Here is a 13,498-nt window from a genome sequence, read left to right on the forward strand (position 1 = left end):
TGTTTGTCTCCTTGTATCAATATAATTTAAATTTTAAAAGATGATTATCAGAACTAGAGAGTAGTGTGTAAGTCATGTGGTATGAATAATGTAATGTGTCACTTATTGAAAATGATTATCATTATTGATTATATCAGTTCCATGTCATTTTACAACAAGGTATAAATATTTTAATATTGCTTTTTTAATAATTGTTTTGATAATAAAATTAAATAACATTGATTAAATTATCTGCTATTAAATGAAGGAAATGGACACTAAATGAAAATACAACTAAATCCATTATGGAAGATACTTTCATTATAGGTTAGCAATGATATAACTGTTTAAGCACGCTTCAATCTTTTATGTCACGACTACCATAACTTTGTTAATACAATCTAGATAAAGACATTAATATATAAGGAATTGCGATAAAACGTTCTATGTATGGGGTATGAGCTAAGCGTTGTCATTTTAATTGCTAATGTGGTGCGATCAGTTTTTTATTTTCTTAAATGCCTTAAAAAATTAAGAAAAAATTTAAAAAATAAATTGACATTGATAATCATTTTCAATTAATCTAATAAGTAGAACTAGAGTGAGCAAAATGATTATATTTTTATCGTGAAAAGGAGGCAAAATAAGCGTGAAAACAGTATTTAAAATAGTTAGTTTTATATTCTTATGTATTTTCTCATTTGGGATATTGTCATCAAGCAGCGCGTTCGCAGAGGGTCAGTCACTTAATTATGAGGTATTAAAATATAATACCAATGATACTTCGATTGCGAATGACTATTTTAATAAACCAGCAACCGTAGTTGAAAGAAATGGTAAGAAATATGTTCAAATAACAGTTAATCATAGTCACTGGATTACCGGAATGAGTATTGAAGGTAAAAATGAAAAAATCATCAATACCAATAAAGCAAAAGATGAACGTACGTCAGAATTTGAAGTAAGTAAAACATCAGGTAAAGTAGACGGTAAAATTTCAGTTTATATAAATGAAAAAGTAAATGGTAAACCTTTTAAATATGACCACCACTATAACATTACATATAAATTTAACGGCAAAGATAGTGGTAGTTCTAGTGCAGCAACACCGGGAATAAATAAATCGGAAAATGGCGGTACAGGCTCAGCAGCAAGTGATGCAGGAAATGGTACAAGCTCAGATAGTAACAGCGCATCTACTGATGGATCTTCAGTTGAAAATCCTCAAACGAGTGCTGGTACACCGGCATATGTTTATTTAATACCAGTTGTAGCCGTGGTATTCTTAATGCTATCTGTTGCAATTTTAAAACGTAACAGAAAAGGTAACCACTAATAATGTCTAAGCGTTTGAAATTATTATTGGCTACGTCATTAATTTTTTCATGGTCTGTTGTTACTGGCTCATATAGTAATGCGGCAATGCTTAATGTTAGAGCTGATGATTCGAGTTATTCATCAGCTCCTTCTCATATAGACACAAACCAATGGACTCATTCAAGCAACGCTCAATTAAGTATTTATTATGCAGATAGCAAGACACTTGCGCAATCATACAATAAGATGGTTGATCCAAGTGTTCAAATCATTAAAGATCATGGGCGACTTGTAGCAAAAATTAACATTGCTAAACATGGATTGTGGAAGCAACTTCAAGTTGAAGATCAAGGGCAAATGAGATTACTTAACATACATACCACACCATCACAGCCAACTAAAGATTATGTATTGTTACCTTTAAATAAGCAACAAACGCATTATAAAGTTAACGTTACAACTATAGAGAATGGGCAAGAAAAACAGCAACAACTGCTATTCAATATTACACCATCAACAGCGCAAGAAGACGGTCATCAGGTTAATAAGCGAGCAGTTAATTTTTATGTACGTAAAAAAGAAGAAAATAAGCTGTCACATATGGATGATTATGTGAAACACCCAGGACATTACGTCACGATTCAAGGGAAACGTTATTTTGAAATGACGTTAACGCATATAGACTGGTGGCAAAGTTATCAATTTTATCATCAAAATACGAAATTACAACATGAGGTCATCTATGAAAATAGTGATACTCAAGAAGCCACTGTGCGCATACCTGTAGAAGAAGATACTAAAGAGATAGAAGCACGCATCCACATTGTCATTCCAGAATTAAACTATGATCATCACTACACAACGTATATTGTGCTAGGTGTAAAACATCCAAATGAAACAGACGATAGTCAATCAGATACATCAGCGGAAAAACGTAACAAAGATAAACATCAGCAAGACCCCGGAGATAAGTCAGTACCTCCAGCTTCAGAAAAACAACAAGCGCATGTTAAGCAGCAACAACAAACACAGCAAAATAATGATACACATGCATCCAACAATGAAGATACTTCAAGTAGAACAACAACGCCGTCTAATAATAGTGAAACGACAACGCAATCATCAAGTTCAACACCAACACCATCTTCACATGAATCGTCAGCACAACAAGGTGAAAAGAAACAAGTAACAACAGCTGCATCAAAAAATAAAGCGCACGCCGCGCAGCAGCACAAAGATAAAAATAAACGAACACCAGCATTTGATAGAAATGCTGATAAATCTTATCACACAGATGGCAATAAACAACCTAACGTTAATTTGCCAAAACATACGAAAGACTATATTATATTCGGAATTTTAATTTTTATTTCAGTAGCAGGTTTAATTGCTACATATTTCATTAATAGAAAGCGGTGAGTAACAAAATGAACATCAGCAAAATAATGTCATCATTAGCTATATTGCTTATGTTGCTTACTGGATGTAGTCAAAGTAGTAAACATACAAAAGGTGATAATGTAGATCAACAAGGTAACGCATATCGCATTGTACCAACCACGGTGGCTTTAACGATGACACTAGATAAACTGGACATTCCTATTGTCGGAAAGCCAACGACATATAAAACATTGCCTAAGCGTTATAAAGACGTGCCAGAAGTTGGGCAACCGATGCAACCAAGTGTGGAAGCAGTGAAACAAGTCAATCCAACGCATGTATTAAGTGTAAGTACGATTAAAGATGAAATGAAGCCGTTTTATAAACAATTGAATATGAAGGGATATTATTACGATTACGATAGTTTAGATGGCATGGAAAAATCCATCACACAATTGGGACATCAATTTAATCGTGAAAGTAAGGCAAAAGCATTAAATCAACACATCAATTCAGTCAAAAAGGATATTCAAGACAAAGCTGCTAAACAAAAGAAACATCCTAAAGTGCTTATTTTAATGGGGGTTCCTGGAAGTTATTTAGTAGCTACAGATAAATCATATATTGGGGATTTAGTGAAAATTGCAGGTGGAGAAAATGTGATTAAAGATACATCAAAACAATATATATCTTCTAATACTGAAAATCTAGTGAATGTCGATCCAGACATTATTTTACGCTTGCCTCATGGTATGCCAGATGAAGTGAAAAAGATGTTCCAAAAAGAATTTAAGCAAAATGACATTTGGAAACATTTTAAAGCAGTTAAAGAAGACCGTGTGTATGATTTAGAAGAGATACCTTTTGGCATTACTGCAAATGTTGATGCTGATGATGCCATGAAGCAATTATATGACGTTTTTTATAATCAACATTAAGTTTTAAAAGAGGAAGAGGATATGAAAAAACATCCAGCATTTTTAATGGTTATCATGTTAGCATTGCTCATTGTGACAACATATGTTGCTGTGGTTGTTGGTAAAATACCAATTAGTTTTGATCAAGTAATGACTAAAGTAACTACTGGTAGCGAACAGCATGTTGATGCGGTTATCGATTTAAGGTTTCCAAGGATATTTATTGCATTATTTGTGGGGGCTATATTAGCAGTATCAGGCGCTTTATTACAGGCTGTTCTGCAAAATCCACTCGCAGAAGCAAATATTTTGGGTGTTTCATCAGGTGCGTTAGTGGTTCGCAGTCTTGTGCTTTTACTATTTCCAGGGTTATATTTTTACGCGCCATTTCTAAGTTTTATTGGTGGCGTTATACCATTTATGGTGTTGTTTGTGCTTATTGCGAAATATAAATTAGCGCCAGTGAGAATGATTCTTGTAGGTGTGGCATTATATGCAATGTTAAATGGCATACTAGAACTGTTAGCTCAAGATCCGTTTATGAAGATTCCACAAGGTCTTACTATGAAAACTTGGAATGATGTATACATTGTTGCAATTACTGCAATCATCGGTATTACTTTAGCTTTGATTTTGGCACAAAAAACAAACTTATTGGCTTTTGATGAGAAGCAGGCAAATAATATCGGTTTTAATATTACGAAGTATCGATTAATGATTGGATTAGTCGCTGTCTTTTTAGCAAGTGGTGCAACAGCAATAGTAGGACAAATGGCATTTGTAGGTTTGATTGTGCCACATATTGTACGTAGATGTATTGGCAGTAATTATAAAAAAGTATTGCCATACTCAGCTATGATGGGTGCGTGGTTGGTGTTATTAGCCGATATCATTGGCCGTACTATTCATCCACCACTTGAAATACCAGCGAATGTGCTAACCATGATGCTAGGTGGTCCAATATTAATTTATATGATTTGTAAAGGAGCGGTAAGTCATGCGCATAGAACATCTTAACTTTTATTACGACTTACAGCGACCAATCTTTGAAGATATTTCACTCGAATTTAAGTCGAATGCGATAACTACCATTATTGGGCCAAATGGATCAGGAAAATCTACTTTGTTGCAACTTTTATCTCATAATCTCAAGCCAAAAAGTGGTCAGATTTTTCTTCAAGACAAATTATTAAATCAATATAGCCAGAAAGCGTTAGCTCAGCGATTAGCGACGGTACATCAAAAAAGTAAGGTACCTGAAGATTTTACTGTTAGACAAGTGATTGAAACAGGCCGTTATAGTTATCAACGTCTGTTTAAGAAAGATTTACGCAAAGATAGTGTCGTGAATACGGTGATTCAACAATTAGATTTGACACAATTTGAACATCAATCAGTGATGAACCTATCTGGTGGTGAATTACAGCGTGTATTTATTGGCATGGCTTTAGCACAAGAACCTCAATACTTATTGTTAGATGAGCCAACAACCTTTTTAGATATTCATTATCAGTATCAAGTTTTAGATATCATTAAATGGCTGCATGAGGAATATCAAATGACGATTATTATGGTGCTACATGATATTAATCAAGCGATTGAATATAGTGACGAACTGATTTGTCTAGGCAATAAAGGATTACTTGCGCAAGGGCGACCTAAAGATATTATTGACCACACATTAATTCAAGACATGTACCACATTGATGCAAAGATACTTCAAGATCCTGATTGCGGCACGGTCATTGTCAAAAAACGAGGCGGACACAACAAATGAAATTAGTGCTTCGATTATGTCAAATCATCCTAATAGCAGTTATCGTCATTTCAGTCTATCAAATTTATCATTTACATTTAGCAGATAAACAAGCTGAAGAAAGATATAAGAACTTACAACAAAACTATACTACGCAATCAGCAAATAATGAGGTCAGACCACAGTTTACACAATTAGAACAAGTGAACAAGGATATTGTTGGCTGGATTCACCTTAGTGATTCAACTTTAAATTATCCGGTATTGCAGGCTAAAGATAATAAGACTTATTTACAGCATGATTTTGAGCATGAAGCAAGTCGCAAAGGTAGTATTTTTATGGATTATCGTAATGCGATAGCACAGCCTGATTTAAACACTGTCATTTATGGACATCATGTTGGTGATAACACCATGTTTGATGTATTAGAAAAATATTTAAAACAATCATTTTATGATAAGCATAAAAGCATTCAATTCGATACAAAATATCATAAATATCGCTTAGAAGTTTTAAGTGCTTATCAAACAACGACGAAAGATAATTATATTCAAACACATTTTAAAACGCAGCAAGCCTATGACAAATTTTTAAAAGAAACGATGCGCAAGTCGGTAATAAATACTACTACAGAAGTATCAGCTAAAGATAAGATTGTAACGTTATCGACATGTGAAGATGCGTATAGTCAAACATCTGGCCGTATTGTAGTGGTCACAAAATTAGTTGAATTAAAATAGAAAAGGAGCATGTAGCAATGAATTTTATGGCAGAAAACAAATTAAAGTTAGATAAAGGTACAGCAGAAGGGATTATCGATCGATTCTATACTAGACATGGGATAGAGACATTAGAAGGCTTTAAAGGCATGTTTGTTACGAAAACACATGAATTAGAAGATTATGATGAAGTGAAAATTTTAACATTATGGGACACTGAAGAAGATTTTAAAGATTGGTTACAATCAGATGTTTTTCGCAAAGCACACCAACATGTACGTCATCAATCACAAGATAGTTCAAGTCCAATCTTAGAAAATACTGTAATAAAATATGACATTGGTTATCAATATTTAAAGTAAAGTGAATCAGATTGCTTTGAAATTTATTCATGCAATCAGCACTGGGGAATAGAGAATTGATGGAGGTAAATAAGTGAGCAGAAATAAATTAATATTTTGTGTAATTACCGTCACTGCATTGTCGCAATTGATAAGTACGCCACTAAGTTCCTATGCGATGGATACGCAAGTGCATCAACATAAAAATAAAAAGGTACATAAGCAAGATGAGGATGCGTATCTTAGCCCAAAAGACAAGCACATTGAATCAACGGAAGTACCAATCAATGATATTGAAGAAGAAGTACCATTGCCTAAAGTGGTTGCCTCGCATCAACGCGTCAATCAGCATAAGCCACCTAAAGTAACTTTATTACCACCTAATGAGACGTCAACAGTTGCATCTCAGCATGATGATGAAACATTGATTCAACGTATGCAACATGATGAAGAATCGAACGATGTACAATCTAAGCAGTTAACGACGTCTAAGGCACAACATCAGCAAGTTAACAATCCTCAGACGAGTGAAAATGAGTCATCTCAAAGGAGAGCAGCGCAAGTTGTGACGAAGCAGGGAGATTCATCTACAAATGGTTATCGCGATACAGCGATATTGCAGCAAGCGCCAGATACTGATGATGATAAAGCTGAAACACAGTATGAAGTTGCTCAGAGTAGTGACACGCGTGAATTTATACAAAACATTGCTGAAGATGCACATCATGTTGCACAAAAGGAACATTTGTATGCTTCTGTAATGATTGCACAAGCCATATTAGAATCTGATTCTGGTAATAGTGCGCTTGCAAGTGCGCCACATAACAATTTATTTGGCGTGAAAGGTGCTTATCAAGGAGAAACTACAAACTTCAATACATTAGAAGCAGATTCTGAAGGTAAAATGTATCAAACAACTGCAGCATTTCGCAATTATCCTGATACTAAAGCAGCATTAGAAGACTATGCTAAGTTAATTCGTTATGGTATCGACGGGAATAACAATATTTATCAAGGTAGTTGGAAGACACCTGGCATGACATATGAAGATGCTACAAAAAGTTTAGTAGGTACGTATTCAACGGATCCTGATTACGATAAAAAGTTAAATAGTATTATTAAACAATATCGTCTAACGGAACTGGATGGAGAAGAAATGCCTATTTTAGATGAAGCATTTTTCAATAAGTCTTACGATGATAATCAAGGTGACTATAAGCCGTTTAAAGAAATGGACAGTCAGTCTAAAAACTTTTACCCACAAGGGCAGTGTACCTGGTATGTCTATAATCGTTTGCAACAATTTAATCTTTATGTAGATGGATCAATGGGTAATGGCGGAGACTGGGCTGTGCGTGCTCGTGATAAAGGCTATCAAGTGTCAAATCATCCATCAGAACATACAGCAGTATCGTTTAAACCAGGGCAGCTTAATGCGGATCGCTATTATGGACATGTTGCGTTTGTCGAAAAAGTAAACAGCGATGGTTCAATTATTATCTCAGAAAGCAATGTCAAAGGCTTAGGTGTGATTTCATATCGTAAAATCAATGCTAATCAAGCTGAGACATTACAATATATTCAACCTTAAGAAGCATTGTGAATGCAAGTGTTGTGCTATAAAGTATCATCTTGGGACACGAGTCATTGAAAAAGAACAGGCTGGGACATACATCTCAGAAAAATAACACTCAGATGAATTAAATTCAACTCATCTGAGTGCTTCTTTTTTATTCAATGTGATGTGCACCCCAAAAGTTGGATTAAAAATTGTACTGAACCCCAAAAGTTGTACTTTGGTTTAGTACAATGCTTCGTATTGTTGGCTTTCTTAGAGGACAGTTTCAGCCTGTCTTGTTTCTTCATAAGTCTTGCCAAAATACTTTGCAGTTATAGCTAAGTTACACACCTATGCATGGCGATGCATTTAGTTATAATTTAGCGTGCGGTATGTCTGAAGGTTGACTACTTTTTTATAATTTTTTAACAGTTAGTAATAAATATATAAAGAATGGCGCACCAAAAGCGGCTATAAATATACCAGCAGGAACTTCTTTTGGAAGAAATAAGGTACGTCCAATTAAATCGGCAATGACTATTGAGATGGCACCTAACATTCCTGACATCAACAATTTGCTAGCGTAACTGCCTTTAACGATTGTCTTAGCAATGTGTGGGGCAATTAATCCAACGAAGCTAATATTTCCCACTAGACTAATGGCTATGGATACTAATATCGTAGCTATTAGTATTTGCATTAGTTTCATGCGCTGTACATGTAAACCTAAACCAATAGCTAAAGGGTCAGTTAATGCGGATATTTTCATTTTAGGAATGATTACCAGAAGCAGTGGAACAATCGCAATAAGGACACTACCTAGAACAATACTATCTTTAAATGTTGCGCCATAGAGACTTCCCACTAACCATGTGTAAGCTTTAGCAGCTGATAGTTGCTTGGTCGTTATAAGCAAGCCTTGTACTAATGCTATGCAGAGCGTTTGCATAGAAATGCCAATAATAATTAATGTTGTTGGCTTAATTTGGCCGTGCTTTTGAAAGATGAGTAGAACCAGCATTGCAATCATCCCTCCAGTCACTGCGAATAGTGGGAGCACCTGTATACTTATTTGATTAAAAAAGTTAATAAATATGACTGCTCCTAAGCTCGCACCTCCTGTAATGCCGATAATATCGGGTGAGGCAATAGGATTCTTTAGCACATTTTGCAGTATTAAACCACTTATACCGAGAGCCATACCAGCTAAAATGGCTAATATGATTCGCGGCAAGCGCAATACCTCTATCGTAAACTGATCAATACTATCAGCTGGATTGAAAAAATACATGACAATGCGTTGCAAAGAAATATAACTGGAACCAGCCATCATGCTAATAACTGAAATTACTATTAAGAAAATAAGCGCAATGATAAGGTAATAAAAGTCTTTCTTTTTAATCCTTTCTGTCATAAGCGATGTGGTCCTTTCTGCATAAGATAAATTAATACACTTGCACCCATTATAGCGGTTACAACACCGATGGGTAGTTCAAGCGGTTGGATAATTACTCGTGCAATCATATCCGATAAGAGCATTAAATTCGCGCCAGCAAGTGCATTAAATGGTATGAGGTATTTATAATTTGGTGGCAATAGTCTTTTACTTATGTTGGGGACGATTAAGCCAATAAATGCAATTGAACCAGCCACAGCAACGGAAATACTTGCTAACATACTAATCAGTAGTATAATGAGCCATTTTACTACTCTAATATTTTGTCCTAAACCAGTAGCGATATCGTCACTTGTCATCAAGATATTAATATGCGCACCCATACTGAATGCGATAAGTATAAGTATTAAAATGAGTGGAATAATCCATGTCATATCCCAAATATTACGTAATGATACAGAACCACTTAACCAAAATAATAGGCCTTGTAAATCTGTTTCATTCATGATTAAAATGCCTTGTGTGAACGCTGTAAATAACATAGATATTGCAGCACCGGCTAGAATTACACGTTGTGGTGAGAATTGAGTCTGTCTAAACATTCCTAATGTGACAACTAATATGGTTACAATAATGGCACCTAGAAATGCAATAACGATAATTACTTTAAATGATTGAATCTGGAAAAAAGTAATGCTCAAGATAACAAAAAATACTGCACCCGCATTTACACCAAATAATCCTGGAGAGGCAATAGGGTTACGTGTGAGTGCTTGCATCAACAAACCTGCTATGGCTAGTGCAGCACCAGTAAGCAATGCAATGATTGTTCTAGAGGTTCGTGTTCCAGTAACAATGTGGTGTAGCTCATTCGCGCTATCAAAGTTGAATAACGCTTGTATCAACGTCATAGGTGATACAAGCGTGTTTCCAATCATCAAACTAGAGATAGCTACAATAACAAGGCAGAAACCAGCAAGTGCGATTTGATATTTTGGTTTAAGTAGCATTGAATAACTCCTTAGTTACTTTGATTGTTTATCAATATTGAGTTTGTCATATAAATCATCGATGAGTTTTAACGAAGATTGATAACCACCAGCTAAATTCCAAGTGATTTCGTCTAAGTCGGTTGATACTTGGTTATTTTTAACTGCAGTTAAATGTTTCCATTCTTTACTTGACGTCCATTCATCTTCTGTTTTCTTAACTAACCCTGCATCTTTTGCGGTAGGATCAGACTGAACCACAAAGATATGGTCCGCTTTCATTAATGGAATACTTTCTTTTGATGTTAGCTGAATAATGTCTTTTCCTTTATCTACTTCTTTTTGTAAAGCTTTATTTCGTTTAAATCCTAAATCACTTAATATTTCACCAGCGTAACCACCAGCATATATTCTAGTATGATCTGCACGGAAGTTGACTACTGAAGCAGACAATGGCCAAGCGTCTTTATATTTTGCCTCAGCATCCTTTTTAAATGCTGCGACTTTATCATCATATTTTTTAAGTAATTTATCTGCTTTACGTTCTTTTCCTAAAGCCTTACCCATTAACTTTGTAGTATCTTTAAACTTAAAGACATTATCAGTCGAAATGGTTGGCGCAATTTTAGATAATTGATCATAAACCTTTTCATTTCGAACTTTGGAAGCGACAATCAAATCTGGTTTTAGTTTAGAAATTTCTTCTAAATTAGGCGTAGGTTCTTGTCCAACAATCGTTGTGTCTTTTAACGCCTTTTTTAAATAATTGTATTTTGGTTTTTGTGTCCATGATTCAACAGCTCCTACAGGCTTAACACCTAAAGAGACAGCGACATCAGTGGCACCTTGATATAATGTAACCACACGTTTAGGTTGACCTTTAATTTCTGTGGTTCCCATCGCATGTTTAATTTTCATTGTGTCCTTGTCTGACTGATCTGATGTTGATTTATTAGAATTCCCACTACATCCTGCTAAAATGACAATACAAGCAAGTGCAGTAACTATAATGTTAACAACTTTATTCATTGACTAAATGAGCCTCCTTCATGATGTATGACAATGATAATCATTATCAAGATTAGTATCTATGATTAGGTTTTCTAAGTCAACAAAAATTTTATAATTTATATGTAATTTAAACTTAGTATATAGATATAAAAAAATATAAATGTTAAAGTTTTATGTAGTAAAAATTATTGTTGATTAATATTATAGTATACGGGGATTTTGGAGCAGTATTTATGATTGTCTAAAGTCAAATATGTCAAATAAGCAAATGCTTATGTGCTATTAGATATAAAATGTCCCCTTCAAAATGGAGCTATGAATGCTGATTTTGAAGGGGTAACGAATATATGTTAAATGTTTAAATTATTATAGAATGTCTTCTATTTATAGTTTTCAATTTCATCGGCTAAGTTAATTTGTACATTGTCATTACTTTGCTTAAGTTTAGAAATAATATTTTCTTTTTCCTTTTCACTTCGAGTTTGGCTTAATTTATATGCTGCTTCCAATCGGTTTACTTTGATTTTAAATCCTATGACACCTTTAATTTGTTTTAAAGTTTGATTAGACAGTTTATCCCAAGTAGCACCATTTTCGCGATGCGCTTCATATTTATTAAGCATACTTTTTAATGCATATGTTAATTCAGCTTCGTTTAATAGCACACCAGTGCCATAAGCATGCACACTTTGATAATCCCATGTTGGTACATCTTCTTCTTCGTACCAACTTGAAGAAATATAACTATGAGGACCTGAAAAGATCACTAGTATATTTGAATTATCTTGTATCGTCTTCCATTGCGGGTTGCCTTTTGCAAAATGTCCGGATAAATACATCGTGTCTTCGTTGTATTCAATCATTACGGGTACATGTGTAGCAATAGGAATATGATCATCAACGGTAACTATTGTGACAAAGTTATGTTCTTCCATAAATTTTTTAATATTGTTATCATTTTTCATTTGGTAGTGCTTTGGAATATACATGATACTCTCTCCTTTATATATGCATCATCATAATATAATCTGTTTGTTTTTCGTCTCCCATATAAAATATGTGGCTATCAATTACATGAAATCCCAAGTTTTTATAAAATGTTATGGCGTTATCATTTTTTTCCCACACACCTAACCAAATAGAGTCACAAGAAAGTTGATTTGCTAATGTTAACGCTTGATTGAATAATGCTTTTCCTAGCCCTTTATGCTGAAAAGTGCTTAAGATATATATACGCTCAATCTCTAAATCGTTGTCATTGTACGTTTCAGTTTGGGCATCTTTGATATTTAATTTTAAATATCCTGCCAATTTATCTTCATCATAAATAAAGTAAAAAAAGGAATGGGGGTTATTTAATTCATCGATGACTTTATCATGAGTGAAATTTTCAGCTAGATATTGATTAATATTCTCTTCTTTATTTTGAAATCTAAACGTTTCATCAAATGTTTGATAAGCGATCTTTTGTAATTGAACTGCATCATCAATAGTACATGATCTGATCATTTTAAATCTCACCCTTAACTAATACTTTCTTTTGTAACCCTTTTTTACTTTGGACCAATCTTCAGATATGTTTTGTTTTACTCTTTTTAATGCCAGTGATAAATCAGTAATTTCTTTCTGGGAAAAACCTTGTAATGCAACGGCATTTGAATGATTGTTTTCTCTAATAATGAATGGATAAAGTGATTTGCCCTTTTCGGTTGGGAATAGCAATTTGTTCTTTTTATTAGTAGCATCATTTTTCTTTACAATCATATGATTTTTTTCGAGATTTTTAATAGCTCTAGAAGCCGTAGTGCGATCAATTTTTAACATTTCAGCTAATTTTTCTTGGATAATTCCAGGATTTTCACATATTCTAGTCAAATAAATAAACTGCCCTTTAGTAAGATCAATTTCTTTAAATTCAATATTGCTAATAGAATCCAGTGCTCTGGCAATAACACCGATATCTCTTAAAATATCTTCCACATAACAACCTCCTAATAAAATTGTTGCATTTGCAAGTATATAACAACAATAATATAGCACAAAAAAATCGACAAAACCAGTTTCTTCTAACAAAAGAAGCTGGGGTGGGGCCCCAGCAGAGAGGGAGCGGGACAGCATTCATAATGAATTCGTAG

At 34.2% G+C, this 13,498-nt stretch carries 14 protein-coding genes; 8 read left to right on the forward strand and 6 right to left on the reverse strand.

All coding sequences use genetic code 11. The features are described 5' to 3' along the window. Positions 1–628: 628 nt before the first annotated feature. The 8 genes from isdC (at position 629) to HMPREF3267_RS05600 (ending at position 8,000) form a co-directional block, all read left to right on the forward strand. Complete coding sequence (gene isdC / locus HMPREF3267_RS05565; protein ID WP_002460922.1) at positions 629–1,315, forward strand: heme uptake protein IsdC; 687 nt, start codon at positions 629–631, stop codon at positions 1,313–1,315. A gap of 2 nt (positions 1,316–1,317) precedes the next feature. Continuing rightward, positions 1,318–2,715, forward strand: a complete 1,398-nt coding sequence (locus tag HMPREF3267_RS05570; RefSeq protein ID WP_002479136.1) for an NEAT domain-containing protein — start codon at positions 1,318–1,320, stop codon at positions 2,713–2,715. Positions 2,716–2,723: 8 nt separating this feature from the next. Beyond that, entirely contained in the window at positions 2,724–3,614 is an 891-nt protein-coding gene (gene isdE, locus HMPREF3267_RS05575) for a heme ABC transporter substrate-binding protein IsdE (RefSeq protein WP_002479135.1), read from the forward strand. Between the two features lie 21 nt (positions 3,615–3,635). Beyond that, a complete protein-coding gene (locus HMPREF3267_RS05580; protein WP_002460918.1) occupies positions 3,636–4,610 on the forward strand; it encodes a FecCD family ABC transporter permease in 975 nt (324 codons plus the stop codon). Beyond that, complete coding sequence (locus tag HMPREF3267_RS05585; RefSeq protein WP_002460916.1) at positions 4,591–5,370, forward strand: ABC transporter ATP-binding protein; 780 nt, start codon at positions 4,591–4,593, stop codon at positions 5,368–5,370. Before HMPREF3267_RS05580 ends, HMPREF3267_RS05585 begins: the two co-directional genes overlap by 20 nt. Then, entirely contained in the window at positions 5,367–6,089 is a 723-nt protein-coding gene (srtB, locus tag HMPREF3267_RS05590) for a class B sortase (protein WP_062078333.1), read from the forward strand. The genes HMPREF3267_RS05585 and srtB overlap by 4 nt, the downstream gene beginning before the upstream one ends. A 17-nt stretch (positions 6,090–6,106) precedes the next feature. Then, entirely contained in the window at positions 6,107–6,430 is a 324-nt protein-coding gene (gene isdG / locus HMPREF3267_RS05595) for a staphylobilin-forming heme oxygenase IsdG (RefSeq protein WP_002460913.1), read from the forward strand. Between the two features lie 73 nt (positions 6,431–6,503). Continuing rightward, the gene (locus HMPREF3267_RS05600; protein WP_062078331.1) at positions 6,504–8,000 is read left to right on the forward strand and encodes a glucosaminidase domain-containing protein; all 1,497 of its coding nucleotides are present in this window, start codon (positions 6,504–6,506) and stop codon (positions 7,998–8,000) included. 382 nt (positions 8,001–8,382) lie between these two features. Here HMPREF3267_RS05600 and HMPREF3267_RS05605 read toward each other — a convergent pair whose 3' ends face one another. From HMPREF3267_RS05605 to HMPREF3267_RS05630, 6 genes are all read right to left on the reverse strand, one after another. After that, positions 8,383–9,381: a FecCD family ABC transporter permease gene (locus HMPREF3267_RS05605; protein ID WP_002479131.1), complete on the reverse strand. Its 999-nt coding sequence runs from the start codon at positions 9,379–9,381 to the stop codon at positions 8,383–8,385. Next, positions 9,378–10,373 carry a FecCD family ABC transporter permease gene (locus tag HMPREF3267_RS05610; protein ID WP_002460907.1) on the reverse strand — a complete coding sequence of 332 codons (996 nt, stop codon included), beginning with the start codon at positions 10,371–10,373 and terminating at the stop codon, positions 9,378–9,380. The genes HMPREF3267_RS05605 and HMPREF3267_RS05610 overlap by 4 nt, the downstream gene beginning before the upstream one ends. Before the next feature lie 15 nt (positions 10,374–10,388). After that, positions 10,389–11,381 (reverse strand): ABC transporter substrate-binding protein, encoded by a 993-nt coding sequence (locus tag HMPREF3267_RS05615; RefSeq protein ID WP_002460906.1) that lies wholly within the window; start codon positions 11,379–11,381, stop codon positions 10,389–10,391. Between the two features lie 362 nt (positions 11,382–11,743). Continuing rightward, positions 11,744–12,352, reverse strand: a complete 609-nt coding sequence (locus tag HMPREF3267_RS05620; RefSeq protein WP_062078328.1) for an FMN-binding negative transcriptional regulator — start codon at positions 12,350–12,352, stop codon at positions 11,744–11,746. 13 nt (positions 12,353–12,365) lie between these two features. Then, positions 12,366–12,872, reverse strand: coding sequence for a GNAT family N-acetyltransferase (locus tag HMPREF3267_RS05625; protein WP_002491942.1), 507 nt, complete (start codon positions 12,870–12,872; stop codon positions 12,366–12,368). A gap of 18 nt (positions 12,873–12,890) precedes the next feature. Next, entirely contained in the window at positions 12,891–13,343 is a 453-nt protein-coding gene (locus tag HMPREF3267_RS05630; protein ID WP_002479128.1) for a MarR family winged helix-turn-helix transcriptional regulator, read from the reverse strand. Between the last annotated feature and the right edge of the window lie 155 nt (positions 13,344–13,498).

The sequence above is a fragment of the Staphylococcus sp. HMSC62D11 genome (genome assembly GCF_001839145.1).
Taxonomy (GTDB): domain Bacteria; phylum Bacillota; class Bacilli; order Staphylococcales; family Staphylococcaceae; genus Staphylococcus; species Staphylococcus lugdunensis.